9 protein-coding genes are annotated in these 17,908 nt (G+C 33.7%); 7 read left to right on the top strand and 2 right to left on the bottom strand.

Annotation, left to right across the window (positions count from 1 at the left end; translation table 11 throughout):
- Positions 1-816: 816 nt before the first annotated feature.
- From KV700_RS09090 to KV700_RS09060, 7 genes are all read left to right on the top strand, one after another.
- A complete protein-coding gene (locus KV700_RS09090) occupies positions 817-3,936 on the top strand; it encodes a TonB-dependent receptor (RefSeq protein ID WP_218597689.1) in 3,120 nt (1,039 codons plus the stop codon).
- Between the two features lie 11 nt (positions 3,937-3,947).
- Positions 3,948-5,780 carry a RagB/SusD family nutrient uptake outer membrane protein gene (locus KV700_RS09085; RefSeq protein WP_218597688.1) on the top strand — a complete coding sequence of 611 codons (1,833 nt, stop codon included), beginning with the start codon at positions 3,948-3,950 and terminating at the stop codon, positions 5,778-5,780.
- A 172-nt stretch (positions 5,781-5,952) separates the two neighbouring features.
- Entirely contained in the window at positions 5,953-8,682 is a 2,730-nt protein-coding gene (locus KV700_RS09080) for a SusC/RagA family TonB-linked outer membrane protein (RefSeq protein WP_218597687.1), read from the top strand.
- 21 nt (positions 8,683-8,703) lie between these two features.
- The gene (locus KV700_RS09075) at positions 8,704-10,425 is read left to right on the top strand and encodes a RagB/SusD family nutrient uptake outer membrane protein (protein WP_166384126.1); all 1,722 of its coding nucleotides are present in this window, start codon (positions 8,704-8,706) and stop codon (positions 10,423-10,425) included.
- Positions 10,426-10,527: 102 nt separating this feature from the next.
- Entirely contained in the window at positions 10,528-11,556 is a 1,029-nt protein-coding gene (locus KV700_RS09070) for a DUF5627 domain-containing protein (protein ID WP_218597686.1), read from the top strand.
- 3 nt (positions 11,557-11,559) lie between these two features.
- Complete coding sequence (locus KV700_RS09065) at positions 11,560-13,143, top strand: carbohydrate binding domain-containing protein (protein WP_218597685.1); 1,584 nt, start codon at positions 11,560-11,562, stop codon at positions 13,141-13,143.
- Positions 13,144-13,299: 156 nt separating this feature from the next.
- Positions 13,300-14,769, top strand: coding sequence for a hypothetical protein (locus tag KV700_RS09060; RefSeq protein ID WP_218597684.1), 1,470 nt, complete (start codon positions 13,300-13,302; stop codon positions 14,767-14,769).
- 182 nt (positions 14,770-14,951) lie between these two features.
- Here the strand turns inward: KV700_RS09060 and ribB are convergent, their stop codons facing one another.
- Both ribB and KV700_RS09050 read right to left on the bottom strand, forming a co-directional pair.
- Complete coding sequence (ribB, locus tag KV700_RS09055; protein WP_166384134.1) at positions 14,952-15,614, bottom strand: 3,4-dihydroxy-2-butanone-4-phosphate synthase; 663 nt, start codon at positions 15,612-15,614, stop codon at positions 14,952-14,954.
- A gap of 807 nt (positions 15,615-16,421) precedes the next feature.
- Entirely contained in the window at positions 16,422-17,831 is a 1,410-nt protein-coding gene (locus KV700_RS09050) for an alkaline phosphatase (protein ID WP_218597683.1), read from the bottom strand.
- Positions 17,832-17,908 lie beyond the last annotated feature (77 nt).

The raw sequence follows: 17,908 nt of genomic DNA, 5'->3' as shown, positions 1-17,908 counted from the left end.
CTGCACAAACGTAGTAAATACAGGTTAATGCAACATTAATTACATTAGATGCTTTAATTTTATTTATTATTTCTTTAAGATTTCTTTAACATTGAGGACGGCTTAGCAACGTACTATAACTAGATGAATAACAGTGCGTTTTTAAAAAGAGCGGTTAATATAATGGTATGAAGTAAAAACAATGAAATTATGTATTAGTTAGATTTAGGCCATGTTAAGTAGAGTTACTAAAAGAGTAAAATTGGCCGGTTAAAACAAGTATCAACCAAAACTTATAGATATAAGTTATTAAAAAAAGATTTAAATGTATGACAAAACAAATCCTTTATGCAAAACAGCCCTTTTTCGGTTTTAATTTGTGCAGTAAAACGGGGCTCTTTGTATTACTCATTTTATGTCCCATTTTACTATTTGGGCCAATGAGAATCCTCAGAAGACTGTTACTGTTAAAGGTTTCGTAACCGAGGCATAAACGAGTATACCAGCTATTGGTACTAATATTCTACAACAAGGTAGTAGAAATAGTGTAGTAACGGGTTTTGATGGTATTCTTACTTTGTGTCTGTTTATATTGCAGATAATATTAAAATATAGGTTTAAATTACTAAATATGTAATATTTGTTATAAAAATAGTAGTTTTGTAACAAATATTAGGGGTAATTTTCTATATAAAAAGGGTAAAATTTTAAAACGATCACTATATTACAGTATAACTTAAGTGTTAAAGTTTTGTAAAATTGTGCATGTTATTATAAGTTTCTTTTCTAGATTCTTATTTCAATCGATTCAAATTATAATTAAATTTAAAACAAAAAATGAAGCAAAAACTAAAAAACGAGAAACCAGTTTCGGGATTTATGTTGTTACTCGCACTTGTTTTCTGCAGTTTTACAGCTGTTAATGTGCAAGCACAGGAAAAGATTACGGGTGTTGTCACAGATCTAAGCGGACTAACCTTACCAGGAGTAAGTGTAGTGCAAAAAGGAACGACTAGGGGAACAACAACAGATTTTGACGGAAACTATTCTATTCAATTAACGACGGGTACTAAAACGTTAGTGTTTTCTTATCTAGGATTTAAAACTTTAGAAATACCTGTAAAAGGTACAACTACAATTAGTGTAGAGCTAATGGAAGATGTAGCTAGTCTAGATGAAATTGTAATTGTCGGTTACGGTAAACAAAAGAAAGAAAGTGTGGTAGGTTCTATCGTGCAAGTCTCAGGAGATAAACTGTTAAAGTCTGGTGGTGTATCTACTGTAGGGCAAGCACTTACAGGGCGTTTACCAGGTGTTACCACTGTATCTTCTACTGGTCGTCCAGGAGAAGAGTCTCCAGATATTTTTATTCGTGGAAAGAGTAGTTGGAACGGAAGTGGGCAACCACTTATTTTGGTAGATGGTATAGAGCGTAGTATGAACGATGTAAATGCCAATGATGTGGAGAGTATCTCTGTATTAAAAGATGCTTCTGCTACTGCTGTATTTGGTGTAAAAGGAGCTAATGGGGTTATTCTTATTACTACAAAACGTGGTAAAATTGGTAAGGCTCAACTTTCTTTAACGGCTAGTTCTACTTTGAAAAAGCCATCTAAATTACCAGGAAAATACGATTCTTATAATGGTATAAAAGTTGCCAATGAGTCTATTGAGCGTTCTGTACCTGCTAATGAGGGAGCTTGGAAATTTTATGTACCTGAGTCGATTGCAGATAGATATAGAAATCCAATTAATGATACTGATCAGTATGTGTATCCAAATGTAGATTGGATAAAAACAACTCAAAAGGATTTCGCCATGGATTATAAGGTAGATCTTTCTATTAGAGGTGGTACTGAAACTGTAAAATATTTTGGAGCAATTAACTATAACCACGTAGGGGATATTTATGACGCAAATGCCTTTGATACTGGAAGAGGTTATACTACAGAGTTTTCTTACAATCGTTTTAACTTTAGAAGTAATATAGATTTTGACATAACAAAATCTACTCGTCTTTCTGTAAACCTTTCTGGTTATTATGGAGTTCAAGGAGGTACAAGTGTTGATAGATCATTACTTAATAATAGTATTTATGAATTGTCGCCAGATTTGTTTTATCCTTTATATCCTGATGGTTCTTATGGGCGTGCAGATCCTAACAGATATGATGTTCTTAACCCTGCGGTTTCTTTAACAGCAAGAAGTGATGTCAATGAACATAGGGTACAGGTAAATACAGATTTTATCCTACAACAAAAATTAGATTTTATTACAGAAGGTTTAAGTTTAAGAGGTTCATTATCATTTGATAACAACTTTAGAGGTAATGAGGGGATTGATGATCCTAAAGTTGATGCAGATGATAATGTGGTTTTTAAGATTTATAATGATGATGGAACCTTTTATTATGTGACACCTTCAGGTGAAAATCAATTTGATTATGTGGTTCAACCATGGTCTAGAAACGGGTTGACAATTAATGATAATAATTCTAGTAGACGTTTATTTTATCAGCTTTCTTTAAATTATGATCGTGTTTTTGGAGACAAACATACCGTAGGTCTGTTAGCTTTAATGAATAGAGAAGAGTATGCTATAGGTAATGAATTTCCAAGATATAGGGAAGATTGGGTGGCCAGAGCTACCTATAATTATGATAGTCGTTACTTTATTGATGTGAATGGAGCTTATAACGGATCGGAGAAATACGGACCAGGTTTTAGGTTCGATCTTTTTCCTTCTGTAGCACTAGGTTGGATGGTAACTAATGAGAATTTTATGAGCGGAACAGAAAGTTGGTTAAACAAACTTAAGATTCGTGGTTCTTACGGTGTTGTAGGTGATGATTCTTCAGGTGGTAGATGGGGTTATGTTTCTCAGTGGGGAAGTGGAGGAAGTGCTTTTTTGAACAATAGTAACAAATGGGATAAATCTCCTTATACTTTTTATAAAGAAGCTATAATCGGAAACCCTAATTTGCAATGGGAGACCTCAACGAAAGCCAATATTGGTTTTGAATTAGCTGCATTAAATAATATGTTTACCTTAGATGTGGATTTCTTTAAGGAGGATCGTGATAATATTGTTATCCCTGCTAATGACCGTAGTGTTCCTAGTTTTTTTGGTTTTCAGCCGCCAGATGTTAACTTAGGTAAAACGACTGTAAAAGGTTTGGAGATGGTTCTTAATTATAATCAACAACTTACAGAGAATTGGAGTGTTAATGGAAATTTTGCCTACACTTATACCAAGGATGAGATAATTTATAAGGAAGATCCTAAACTTAGACCTTCATATCAAAAAGAGGCAGGATTTTCTATAGGTCAACCGCGTGAATTAATAAGGGGAGATCTATTAGAGAATTGGGATGATGTATATGGTTCGTATCCTCAAGAGAGTAACCAAAGTGCACGTAGACCTGGTTTCTATGATGAGCAGGATTGGAACATGGATGGTTTTGTAAGTGGAGATTATGACCAAGTACCTTTTGGATATACAGAACGTCCTCTAAATACTTTTAACTTAAGCTTTGGTGCTAATTACAAGAAATTTAGTTTTAGTGTTCAGTTTTATGGGGTTAACAATGCTACCAAATCATATCAAGACAGAACATTTGTTGGTGAATCTCACTTATACTTTGATTTTCTTTCAGACTATTGGAGCAAAGATAATCCTGATGGAGAACATGTTCTTAGTGGATTTAATAACACACAACACAGTACAGATTCTTATAGACAATGGTATGATGCATCATTTATCAAATTACAAAATATGGAATTTGCATATACTTTTGATTCCAAAGAAGGTAGCAGCTATAGGTTGTTCCTAAACGGAAACAATTTGGCTTTCTGGTCAAAGCTTCCAGATGATAGATTGAGCAATGAAGATGGTAATTTTAGGGGTAGTTATCCTTCGTTTAGGAGAATTAACCTAGGGGTAAATATTAACTTTTAAGAGCGATAACAATGAAAAAAATATTTAAAATAATATGCTGCGTATTTTTGATAGGAACACTTACTGTTTCTTGCGAAGAATACTTAGATAAAACACTTGAAACCGACCTAAGTATCAATGAAGTCTTTAAAGATTTTAATAATTCTCAAGGTTGGGTAGAGGAAATGTATGCTATGATGGTTGATTATGCTGGAGCTTTCTGGCAGTACTACGGCTATTATGGTGAAGAATCGGTTAATAATCGTACTTGGATGTTCGATTTTGCAGTAGATCAAGGAGAATATGGTCAATGGGCAAATCAAAGAGGTATGTTTAAGATTGCCAAAGGTTCTGGTGGTAATGATGCAAAAGATACTAATGCAGACTATCCTTTTGATAGAAGTTCTGTTTGGGTAAGTAGCTGGAAAGGTATTAGAAAAGCAAACATAGCTATTGAAAATGTAGAGACCTTAATGGTAAATGCTACGCAACAAGAAAGGAATGCTATTTTAGGACAGTCGTACTTCTTTAGAGCATTTTTTCATCATGAAATTATGAAGTTCTGGGGTTCTATACCATATATAGACAGAGTTTTAGAGGATGATTGGCAGTTACCAAGACCTGCAGAATGGTCTGAAACAGCATTAAAAATAGATGAAGACTTTGATAAAGCTATTGCGTTACTTCCTATAGAGTGGGACGATGCAACTTGGGCTCCTGGAGCGAAGACTAGAGGACAGAATATGTTCCGTATAACCAAAGGTGCTGCGATGGCTATGAAAGGTAAGAATCTTTTATACGCAGCTAGTCCATTAATGCAAGGTAGTAGTAGTACCTATGGATATAATAAGGAATTGAGTATGAAAGCTGCAGAAGCTTTGGCTCAGGTAATACAAATGCCTAGGTATCAATTAGTGCCTTGGGATAATTATGGTTCTGTGTTCTATTCAGAGAACGGACAGTATCCTTATTCTTCTGAGTTTATTTTAAGTCAACCAGGAAACGTAGGTTGGTATCCTAAGTATTTACCGTCTATATGGCAGTTAACTGATGTTGCTATGAGTTCAGGTGATACAGGTGCAGCCCCTACCCATAACTATATCCATAATTATTTTGGAATGAAAGATGGGTTGGCATGTGATGATAGTCCTTTGTTCGATCCTCAAGATCCTTGGAAAAATAGAGATCCTCGTTTTAATAAATGGATTGTGGTAGATGGTGATCAGTTGATTGACAATATAGGAGCCGCTACTGGCGCTAATGAAGTACACCGATATGCCCAACTTTATAATGATGGAGCACACCGTAATCCTAATCAAAATACTGGTTCCCTAACAGGATATGGTATGAGAAAATGGTCTCCAAGAAATTTTAATAAGTTCGATAATGTAGAAGCATTTGGTTGGAGATCTCATGTAAGGCTTACCGACGTATACCTGATGTATGCAGAGGCTGCTGTAATGGCTTATGGCTTAAACGGAAAAGCACCTGGATTCAATATGTCTGCAGTAGACGCGGTAAACGCAATACGTGAACGTGCCGTTCCAGACGGTAGTTTAAATGTTAAACCACAGAATTTAACCAGTGTAAACAAATTTATGGATGAGATCCGTAGAGAACGTGCCGTAGAAATGAGTTACGAAAATCACCGCTGGATGGATGTAAGACGTTGGAAATTGGGTACAGAAATGAAATATCGTTTGAAAACAGGTATCCGTTTTGACCGAAATTCTGCTGGAAAACCAATCAACTTCCAAGAAGAGATAATACGTACTAAAGTTTTTGAGGAAAAACATTATTGGTTACCATTTCCTCAGAATGATACGGAATTGTACGCTGGATTCCCACAAAACCCGGGATGGTAAAATTAAAACTGTTTTCACTATTTGTTAATATAAATAATCTATGACACACTTTAATAAATATAAAAAATCATTGTTGTTCGGTTGCGTCTCTGTGATGTTTTCCCTTACATTATCCGCTCAGGACAATGATCTAACCGCAACAACTGATTCCATTAAAAGGAATACCAATAAAATGGTATCCAAAATTAAGGAAGAAGTAAACTTAGGATTCCAGAATCGGGAGAATATAGACGTGGTAGGTGCGATATCTACTATAGAACCCGGAGATTTCCTTAAGTATGATAACACCCAATGGGTTCGAGATGCTTTATCTGGTAGAATGCTAGGACTTAAAGGAAGCGACAACATTCGTGGTTTAGGTTCTGCCTTAATCGTTGTGGATGGTATTCCAGGTAGAAGCGTCGATTTGCTTAATATGGAAGAAATCAAGGAAATTACCATTTTAAAAGATGCCAATGCAGTAGCGCTATATGGTGCTATGGGTAAGAATGGGGTTATCGTTGTAACAACGAAACGTGGTACGGAAAAGCAAGAGTTTAATGTAAGTATTAGTTCGGGAATTAAAGCCCCTACTAGTATGCCAAATTATCTAGGCTCTGCTGAATATATGACGCTTTTTAATGAAGCTAGAGCCAATGATGGGCTAGCTCGGAATCCTGGTTTTACAGATGAAGCAATTGCAAATCATGCTAGTGGAACTAATCCTTTTAGATATCCTAATGTAGATTTCTACAGTAGTGAATATATGAAAGATTACGCTTCATTTACCAATGTAGTGGCAGATTTCTCTGGAGCAGTAGATGATACCAAATATTACATCAATCTTGGTTTTAAAAGCGATCAAACCATACAAAATGTTACCGATAATGATAAAGGTGTTAAGCGTTTTAATGTTCGTGGAAATATCGATTTTAGAGTAAATGACTGGATTAAGAGTAGCTTTGATATGATTGCTATTATTGAACAGAATACAACTTCTTTAACCAATCTTTATGATGCAGGAAATAATTTTAGACCTAACCTATATGCTCCTTTATTACCTATAAGCGCTATAGATGTTACCGGTAATCCAGAATTAGCAGGGGTATTACAGGCAGCCAAAAAATTTAATGGATTCCTTATTGGAGGAAATCAAAATTTTAAAGACAATGTGCCTTTGGGTAGTGTATATGCTGGAGGTAGTAGAACTAACGTAACAAGAATAAGTCAGGTAAACAATGCCATTGATTTTGACTTGAGTGCTATTACAGAAGGCTTATCTGCTAAAACATATTTAAGTTTTGATTTTTATAATTTATATAACACTAGTAGTGAAAACGACTTTGCTGCATACGAACCTACCTGGAACGATGATAATAAGATTGTAGGATTGGTAAACGTAAGGGAAAATGACCGTACAGAGCAAAATGAGAATATTAGTTCTAATCTGTTTACTATTCGTTATGGTTTCTACGGGATGATTAACTACGAGAAGATGTTAGGTAAAAATCACAAGATCAATGCTTCTATAATAGCGCTTGCTAATAGCACTCAGGTTATAGATGAAGAGCAATCTGATAAGAATAACCATTTAGGAATGAGTGTTAACTATACGTACAAGAACAAATTGATGTTCGATTTTAATGCTTCTTACGTACATTCTATAAAATTAGCAGAAGGTAATCGTGGTAAGTTTGCTCCAACATTAGGCTTTGCATACGTACTTACTGAGGAAGATTCTTTAAAGGATTCTTCTTGGTTGAATTATTTAAAAATACGATCTTCTATGGGAGTTGTTTATTCTGATGTAGGTATTGATGGGTATTTTTTATATGATGCCATTTATCAACAAGATGGAGGTTCTTATAATTGGGGAGACGCATCAAATGGTTCTGGTTTCAATAATCAATACACCACAATAGACAGAGGACAGAACAATAATTTGGGTATGGAGAAAAGAATGGATTATAACCTTGGTTTTGAGGCCTTAATTGGTAAAAAATTATGGGTAGAGGCCAATGTTTTTAGATCAGATATGACAGATCAAGTAATCAATGCAACCACTGTGTACCCAGAATACTATGGAGGGTTTAGACCTTTCTCTAATTTTAACGCTGATAAATATTCTGGTTTTGAATTCGGTGCTAACTATTTGGATCGTTTTGGTAAGTTTGGGATGAACATCGGGGCTAGAGTATTATACACTAATTCTACTAGAAAGAAGGTAGATGAAGTTTATGCAGACGATTATCAGAATAGAGAGGGGAAACCTGTGAATGCTATTTTTGGTTTAGAGTCTATAGGCTTCTTTGGTGAAGATGATTTTAACACAGATGGTTCCCTTAATGCAGGTATACCTACTCAGTTCGGGGCATTACAGCCAGGAGATCTTCGTTATAAAGATATAAATAACGATGGAGTGGTAAACAATCAAGATGAAGTTTCTATAGGTAGATGGGATTCACCTTGGACATTCAGTTCTGATATTACCTTAGATTATGGTCCTTTTACGCTTTTTGCACTTTTAACTGCAGAAGTTGGTGGTAATGGTGTAGCCGATGGTAATTATTATCGCCCTCAAGGAGATCAAAAATACTCTGAAGTAGTTCGTGGTCGTTGGACACCAGAAACAGCTAATACGGCAACTTTTCCAAGATTGTCTTCCTTAACAAATACAAACAATTTTGGTAACAACTCTACCTTTTGGTTGTATGACAATAGTAACTTTAGGTTACAAAGGGTACAATTGACATATGATCTGCCAAAAAATTGGGTAGATAAGATGAACATGGAAGATTTTAGTGTGTACGCTTCCGGATCAAACTTGGCGGAGATTTCAAAAAATAAGGACATTCGCCAACTGCAATTGAATAATAGCCCAATGTACCGTTACTATTCTTTGGGACTTAGAATGAAGTTTTAACTAAAAAAATAGATTTTAGATATGAAAAATTTTTTTAAATATACAACGATAGCTATCGTTCTCTTATCCTTAGGAGCTTGTACTATCGAGCCTTTGGATGAAAATTTACAAGGAGAGAATAGATTGAACAATGATCCCTCCTTTGCCGAAGGCTTACTGCTTAATGGCTATGAGGGAATGCCAAATCAGTATTCTTTTAGTGACGTAGCTACAGACGATGCTGTTAATAACGTTGTTAACGATTTTAGACGTATGGCTACAGGAGAATGGAATGCTCAAAATGCATTTTCAAGTAGATGGGGACAGTATGAACAAATCCTATATTTGAACAATTTCATGGAAGTTATTGATAATGTATCTTGGAAAAGAGATACAGTTACCAATCAACTTTTTAAGGAAAGAATGCTAGGTGAAGCGATTGCCTTGAGAGGAATAAGACATTTCTGGATTTTACAAGAACATGGAGGAAAAAGCAATTCAGGCGAATTATTAGGAATACCTTATATTTCTGATTTCTTGTCTTTTGATGCTGATTTTAATATACCAAGATTAAGCTTTCAAGAAACGGTGGCTCGTATCAATACAGATTTAGAGGAAGCCTTAGAGTATTTACCAATGGATTGGGATGGTGATCTTTCAAAGCGCCCCTCAAGATATGACGGTATTGATACTGAAAGATATCAGTTTGTTTTTGGTAATTCTCAAGATGGACGTGTTAGTGGAAGGATTATCAAAGCTATTCAAGCAAAAATGAATATGTTAGCAGCTAGCCCCGCATTCTTAAACGGATCAGGAGGTAATTACCAAATAGCAGCTAATATTTTGGCTGATTTATTGAACGATAATGGAGGAGTAGCTGGATTAGATCCTAACGGGTTGACCAACTTTTATGATTTCCCAAACGGTACTCGTACATTTCCAGAAGTGCTGTGGAGAGAAAATGTATTTACTTCTGCATTTGTAGAGGAAAATAATTTTCCACCTTCTTTAAATGGAGATGGAGCTGTAAATCCTACTCAGAACTTAGTAGATGCATTTCCAATGTTAGACGGTACTCCGTTCTCTACTTCTCACCCAGATTACGATGCGGCTAACCCATACACCAATAGAGATCCTCGTTTGGCTTTGTATATATTGTACAACGGAAACGATCTTAATGGTAGAGTTATCAATACCGGTGTAGGTGGTGGTAGTAATGAAGTAGATAAGGTACAAGGTAAATCTACACGTTCTGGTTTCTATATGAAGAAATTGTTAGCTCCAGATTTAGTAATTAGTAACGATGGAAGTACAACCACAACAGAAAAAATGAATATTTATCTACGCTATACGGATCTATATCTATTGTTAGCTGAAGCTGCCAATGAATTGGGAGGTCCTGATAATATGGTAGATGGTATGAGTGCTCGTTCTATAATCGGTGCTATCCGATCTAGAGCTGGAGTAGGTCAAAGTAGTGGGGATGCTTATTTATCTAGTATTACTTCTAAAGCAGATATGCGAGAATTGATTAGAAACGAACGCAGATTAGAACTTTGTTTTGAAGGGTATCGTTTGTATGACTTAAGACGATGGGGTATTCTTAATACAATACCTAACGTTAAAGGAGCTAAATTTAATGGGGCCAATTATACAATTTTAAATGTGGAATCTAGAATTTATAATAGTAATGCTAACTACGGACCAATACCACAAAACGAGATAGTTAAATTTAACCAATTAGTACAAAACCAAGGTTGGTAACCTATTGGATAACCAGAAATAAATTAGATTTGGTTTAAGTTCCCGGTAGGTTACCGGGAACTAAATCCAAAAATATGTTTAATAACAATTAATTCTTCATTAATGAATACAAAAAATATAGTTTTATTAATAGGTGCTCTGATAGCTTTATCATGTAGCAATAGCGAACCTGAGTTTGATGATTTCGAGTTTCAAGGAGCTTATTTTCCTTATCAAAACCCAGCACGTACTCTAATCCTAGGAGATTATGATTTAGCCTTTAACGATAACGATAATGATCATAGGTTTGAAATAACAGCCTTAATGACAGGGGTGTATACTAACGATATAGAAAGAAAAATCTATTTTGAAGTAGATAATAGTATTTTAAACAACGTAGCTAATGTAAAGGCACTTCCTGCAGAGTATTACACGTTTGAAACTGTAAGCCCTGTATCTATTCCGGTAGGTTCTACCAAGGGTAGGATTCAGGTTCAATTACGTGATGCATTTTTTAAAGACACATTGTCGTTTGGAAAGGTAAATACTACTAATTATGTAATTCCTTTAGTAATGACTAAGGCAGATAATTTGGATACTTTGTCTGTAGGAAGAAGTTTTATAGCTAATCCAGATCGTCTAAATCCATTAGATTGGGATGTGCTTCCAAAGGATTATACCTTATTTGGTATTAAATTTATGAACAGATTTCATGGGAACTACCTTAGAAGAGGTAATGATATGATTACAGAGCCTACCGCTACAGTAGGAAGAGTATACAATGCAGATTTTGTAGAGAGAGATGAATTAACACTTTTAGAAACAGCTGGTATGGATAAGATTAAATATCAAAATCTTATTGGACGTGGTGAAAACTCTAGTCCAGGAAATGTTGTTATGGAACTTTCTTTTAATGCAGATAACACTTGTACTATAAGTAGTTATAAAAACGATCCTTATGGGGTTACAGGTACTGGTCAATTTGTTGAAGACGGAGATTCTTTTGGAGGAAATAAAAAAGATGTAATCTATTTAAATTATAGCTATAAAGATGCCGTTAATGCAGAGACACATACCGTTAAGGATACTTTAGTAATACGTGACAGAACTGCCATTTTTGAAGAGTTTACAGTTGAACTTAAAGACCTATAGATAATGATAAAAAATATAAATAATTTACTGTTAAAACTAGTTGTCTTTGTATTGCCTTTGGCATTATTGTGCACGGCTTGTAGTAACGAAGAAGAAAATACCTACTCGAGATTAAGTGGTATTTCAATGAAAACGCAACCGAAAGTAAAGTATGTTTTGGGAGAAACATTAGACCTTACCAGTATGGTAATCACCTTAGGTGAAGGAGAGAGTGGTGAAGATATACCTTATGCTTCTTTTGACGCAAAAGGTATTACCACAGAGCCAGTTAATGGAAAAGTATTAGATTTTTCTGATGAAGCTCTGATTATAACAATAGATAATTCGGATAAAGGTATGATTCAAGCTATTGAGGTTACCAATGATATCGTAGAGCTAATTGTAAAAACTGAACCTAAGAAGAATTATGTAAGCGGAGAAAAATTAGATTTATCTAGCCTTTTAATTACTACGGTACAAGAGGATGGAACTACTACTGATGTAGCTTTTGCTGATTTTGGTAAAAAGTTTGGAACTACACCAATGAATGGTGATATTCTTGCAGTAAGTAATACAGCTGTTGTTATTTCTTATTTAGAAACAGAAGCAAAGGTTACTCAATCTATTAATGTAATTGCATTTGAACCGGTAAGCGCTACTTTAGTGACTGGTCCTACAAAAAACGTATATGATATAGGGGAAAGGTTGAATCTTGAGGGTACAGCTATTAATTATATGCTTCCAGGTGGACTTGAACTTGAGCTTTCTTTTGAAGATTTTGCTTCTTTTGGAGTTACGACCACGCCAGCCAATGAAGATAAATTGAAGGCTACGGATAATGAAGTTCAAGCAATGACAGGTTCTGGATTTGCGGTAGGAATACCTATAACCGTGAACAAAATTAATGTTACAGGAATGACTCTAGAGATGAAACCCGCCAAAACTCTATATATTGCGGATGAATTGATAAATCTTCAAGATTTAAGCGTAAGATTAGCTATTTCTGGAAAAGAGGACTTAATTGTTAATTCACAAGATTTTGATATCTATGGTATTACTACAAACCCAGCAGAAGGAACAACTTATGTAGACGGTACTTCGGAAATCGTTGTTAGTTATCCAGGAATTACAGATACTATTTCCATATCCTTGGGATCGGAGATTTTGTACGAATCTAATTTCACTGACGGTATAGATGGTTGGACCAACCAAGGTTCTGATGGTGGTTCTTCTAATGTTTATGCTAAAGATGGAGTTATGATTTCTGATAATATTGTTGTAGGAGAACAGACATATTCTTTACAATTGTATAAACCAGGCATTACTTTGAAGAAAGGTGCAAAATATAAAATTACTATAGAATTAATGGCTGTTCCTGGTGAAGGAGGTTTTGAGTTTAGTTTTAGTGTTGGTGATGGAGATGGACGTCATGGTTATTCAAATTACTACGGAAATGAGACTTTAGCACTTTCAGATTCAGAATCCACAAGATTTACTGGTGAGTTTACAATGTCTAATGACACTACAGATGCGGCTAGAATCTTATTGAATAATGGGTATCAAACCAACAGTGTTATAGTTAAGTACGTTAAACTTGAAGAGTTATAATTAAAATAATTACTAGGTTAATTATAAATAGGGTTAAGGCTAAGTAATGATAAAATCATTTAGTCTTGACCCTATTACTTTTTACATAGTATTGTAAAATAGAGAAGTCGTATTTAAAGTACAGATTTTATAAATTTAATATCAAAAAACATAAAAATGAATAATAACAATTTATTAAAGCATTCCTTAATCGTATTATGCTTAATTTCTACACTATTAAGTTTTGCACAAAAATCAAAAATTAATATGCCTAAGGGGCGTATCGCTTTTAGTTCTGATGGAAATTTACATGATTCAGACGATTGGGGAGCAACCGCTTTTTCACTAGCACTTTTGCATTATGCAGATTTAGAAAAACGCTTTGTACATTATGATTATAATAATCATTTAGGAGACTCTAGAGAAAGTTGGGAGAAAATGATGGATGAGGCTGCTAAAGGTGGTGCTAAACGTTTTGGACTTGATGTTTCTAAAGTATTTAACGATCAAACTGAAAAGGAAGCTGCAATAGCCAATTTTGTTAAAGAAGCTAAAAAAAGCAGTAAAAATAACCCACTTTGGTTTATTTGCGCTGGTCCAATGCAAATGGCTTACAACTTAATAGAAGCTACACCAGAAAATAAACGTCAATTTATTTATGCCATATCTCATAGTACATGGAATGAAGATCATACCGATGGAGAAAATGAAAAAACCTGGGCAGATATGAAAAAGGATTTTCCGTCTGTAACTTATTATGATATTATTGACCAAAATAATGCAAATGGAGAAGATGATTTTAAATCACATATAAACAATTGGCAATGGTTAAAAAATAGCTCAAATAAAAATTGGCAATGGTTATACAATATAGATGATACTTACCAAGTGGATGAGTTAGAGAATTGGGATTCTAATACAGAAAAACATTTTGATATTTCGGATACTGGTATAACATATTGGTTAATTACTGGAGGCCCAGATAATGGAAATGAAAAAGGAGGTTGGAAAGAAGTGAAAGCTCTTTTTGAAAACAAACCTATTGAAATGACTAATCCAACACCAGAGGTTAAACTAACCTCTAACGATTTTATTTTTATAGAAGCAGAAAACACAACTTCTGATTTACAAGAATGGAACGTTTTAAAAAAGGGAGATGCTCTTTACACTGAAAAAGCTTCTGGGTTTGCACATATTGAGTTTACAGGTAATATGGCGAATACGGGAGAACCAAATTCACCTTTAGAATATACTTTTGTGGCACCTAAAGATGGAAATTTTAGGTTATTAATGATGAGCAGTAAGCGATTGGAAGGAGCGCAAGGTGATTGGTGTAATGATGGTTTTGTTAAAATGAAAGGAGATTTTACTTCAGAAACAAATTTATCTAAAGCGGAGCTAGAAGATTATATTAAATATTTTCAAGAAGGGAGTACAAATACACCAGAATTAGAATGGCATTGGGGACAACGCGCAGAAAAAGGGACACACACGTTTTTTAATTTAATCTATGGATTAAAAAAAGGAGAAGAATATACGTTAACCTTAGCAGGTAGATCAAAACGATTTAGTGTTGATTATTTAGTGTTTTATGATGCCGATAAATTGAGTTTAATTGATGCCAAAGCACTTTTTAAAAATCAATAACTAGAATATCAGATTGGTATTATAATAAAAAGACCTACTCTTAATTTTCGTAATTAAGAGCAGGTTTTTTTTATTCTATTTTAGATGTATTTTAAACAATTGTTTACATAGCTCTAAAGCATCTAGTAGTAAATGATATTCTTCTTTTTTTTATGCATTTAATAAATGCGAAGTAGTTTTTTTTACTTGTAGTCTCTTACAAATTTACGATAGTGAATAATATCTTGAATAGTTAATACCATCAAATCGTGTTCACCTGCAAACGAAATAATAGTGTCCTTTTTTGCCATTGTTCCGTCGTCATTCATTAATTCACAAAGCACAGCTTCTGGTTTTAAGCCTGCTAATTTCATTAAATCTACGCTACCTTCAGTATGCCCTTTTCTTTCTAGAACACCGTTATTTTTAGCTCTTAATGGAAAAATATGACCAGGTTTTGCTAAATCATTACTTGTAGCATTTTCATTAGATGCTACTTTTATGGTTGTTAATCTATCTTTAGCCGAAACCCCTGTAGTTACGCCTTCTTTTGCTTCTATAGAGACTGTAAAAGGTGTTTGATAGCTACTAGTGTTTTCCGTTACCATATAAGGAAGCTTAAGTAAATCTGCTTTTTCGTTGGTTAAACAAAGGCAAACAATACCGCTACATTTTCTAATCATAAGTGCCATATGTTTATTGGTCATATGGTGTGCAGAGAATACTAAATCACCTTCATTTTCTCTGTCTTCGTCATCCATTAAAATAATTCCTTTTCCATTTCTAAGATGCATCAATACTTTTTCTACCCGCTCTTGACTATTTTTATTAACTGTTTGTAATGTATCTAATTCTGCAAGTACCATTTTATATTTTTATAATTGAATTGCAAAATTAATGTTGTCTTAAGTCAGATTATTTGACATAGGTCAATAAATTCATTTTATTTTAGAAAATAACTAAGCTTTAGTTTTATGACAAATCTGTAAATGATAATATGTTTTTAGATTTCTTGTTTAATTTATCGCTATACCTAGTTTGTTTAATTACTTAAAACAATTAATAAGCTAATAAGTAGCAATTTCTTAGAACTTCATTTTTATTAAACTGCTAAGAGATAAAAGACAAACATAATTGAGGTCTTTAATTTTTACTTACGCATTTGCTTCTTAATTACCTGATATAAAAATTCCGACACACCAACGTGCAAAAAGTATAATAGATTTTCTACAGTTAATTTACCTATCGCTGTTACTAAAGGTAATCTGGCTTCTTTTAACTAGTAGTAATATCAAAAAACACCTATTTTTTAAACGTACATCTTTCAATACTTACTTCAGTATTAATTTTTAATTGACTTTCATTTTAAAGATTAGCAAGAGCATCTATAAAATCATTGTAAGAATAATGTACTCATTTATCCTGTAATCCTAATTTAGTTATAATAGCACAAGAAGCTACTAAAGTGTAGCAATTAAGGGGGTACTTTAGACTACTTGTATAAATTATTTTGGTTACTGTTGCCGTAAAAGCTAACGGCCATAACATTGTTATGGCCGTTTAATTCTTGAGAGTAAACTCTATAATACTTATTAAAGTTAATATAAATATTGTTGCTTTTTTATCCTATTTATATAGGATGTTTTAAAAATAAAATCAACAAAATAATTTATTTATATACCCATAAGTTTCTGTATTTTTTTTGGTAAATCTGTATTGTCAAAATATTTAGAAAACTCTTCTTGACCTTTACCTATAACTCTAACAGGAACTGGTGTACCAGAATGATCGCCAGAAGCCCAATTTATTCCTGCTTTTTTATTCAAAATATAAGCAGCTGTTTCAGCAATAGATTTTACTGCAGTTTTACTTAAATAATCGGCATCTGCGTCTACGTTCTTATTTCCTTTAAACTGTTTGTTGTAAGCAGATTTTAATAGCGCTAATTCTTTATCATCTAAAGACAAACCGACATCCTTGTTTCCTAAACCAAAATCTGCCTGTACTAATTCTAAAATAGTATTAAAAGAAACTTCTGGTTCAGTACCTTTAAGTTCAGTCATTTTTCTTTTAAACTCTTGAACTGAAATTATTTGGTATTTTAAGTATTCTGGATTAGTTACATAATTTATCCCTGTAGTTAGGGCACCCGTTTCATGGTCTGCAGTAACAATTATTAAGGTTTCATCTGGTCTTTCTTTATAAAACTCATAGGCTTCTTTAATAGCATCATTAAAAGCTAGTACTTCATGAACCATAGATACACCATCGTTTCCATGACATGCCCAATCAATTTTACCACCTTCTACCATCATAAAAAAACCTTTGTCATTATCAATCACTTCAATTCCTTTTTTTGTAAAATCGGCAAGAGAAAATGCTTCTTCTTTTTGGTCAATAGCCCAGTGAAATTCTCCTGAAGGATACATGTCTGGATTTATAGCAATTATTTTTTCATCTCCATTTTTTAAATTTCTAATATCTTCTATAGAGTTTGCAATGGTATACCCTTTATTTATAGCATTTTGATATGAATCTGGTTGATCTCCTTTTTTTCCTTTAGGATGATGGAATCCTCCACCTCCAAAATAATCGATATTATAATTGGGTAGCTCCATACTAATTTCATAATACATATTACGAGAATTTTGATGTGCATAAAAAGATGCTGGAGTAGCATGATCTATCATTACACTAGATAATATACCTACTTTAAAACCTGCTTTTTTAGCTTTCTGAGATATGTTTTCATACGATATTGTTTGGTCTGGCGATTTTCCTATAATACCATTATTTGTTTTAAACCCTGTAGACATTGCTGTTGCTGCAGCACAAGAAGTAGTAACATAAGAACTAGCAGAATAGTTAGTCATATTAGAGTTAACCGGAAAACTACTCATTAATAGTTTTTCTGATTTAATCTCGTTAGGTTTCGAATTTAAATACATTTCGGTAGTATAAATTTGACTTAACCCCATACCATCTCCAATAAACAAAAAGACATATTTTGCTTTTGTTTCAGTTTGACTGTATCCAATAGTGCAAAAAAATGTTATTGAAATTAGCACTATATTTTTTATCATTTTTACCATAATACTTTTTTAAGTAAATGTACTATAAGTTATGTTTTTAGAGTATAAAAAAATAGGCGTATTTATGG

It is taken from the genome of Polaribacter sp. NJDZ03, from assembly GCF_019263805.1.
Lineage (GTDB): Bacteria > Bacteroidota > Bacteroidia > Flavobacteriales > Flavobacteriaceae > Polaribacter.
This window is presented reverse-complemented; position numbering and strand designations above follow the sequence as displayed.

What these genes read in the sequence shown, in the direction of transcription:
- KV700_RS09090 (WP_218597689.1), top strand. Translation starts at nt 817, where the DNA reads ATGAAGCAAAAACTAAAAAACGAGAAACCAGTTTCGGGATTTATGTTG.
- KV700_RS09085 (WP_218597688.1), top strand. Translation starts at nt 3,948, where the DNA reads ATGAAAAAAATATTTAAAATAATATGCTGCGTATTTTTGATAGGAACA.
- KV700_RS09080 (WP_218597687.1), top strand. Translation starts at nt 5,953, where the DNA reads ATGGTATCCAAAATTAAGGAAGAAGTAAACTTAGGATTCCAGAATCGG.
- KV700_RS09075 (WP_166384126.1), top strand. Translation starts at nt 8,704, where the DNA reads ATGAAAAATTTTTTTAAATATACAACGATAGCTATCGTTCTCTTATCC.
- KV700_RS09070 (WP_218597686.1), top strand. Translation starts at nt 10,528, where the DNA reads ATGAATACAAAAAATATAGTTTTATTAATAGGTGCTCTGATAGCTTTA.
- KV700_RS09065 (WP_218597685.1), top strand. Translation starts at nt 11,560, where the DNA reads ATGATAAAAAATATAAATAATTTACTGTTAAAACTAGTTGTCTTTGTA.
- KV700_RS09060 (WP_218597684.1), top strand. Translation starts at nt 13,300, where the DNA reads ATGAATAATAACAATTTATTAAAGCATTCCTTAATCGTATTATGCTTA.
- ribB (WP_166384134.1), bottom strand. Translation starts at nt 15,614, where the DNA reads ATGGTACTTGCAGAATTAGATACATTACAAACAGTTAATAAAAATAGT.
- KV700_RS09050 (WP_218597683.1), bottom strand. Translation starts at nt 17,831, where the DNA reads ATGATAAAAAATATAGTGCTAATTTCAATAACATTTTTTTGCACTATT.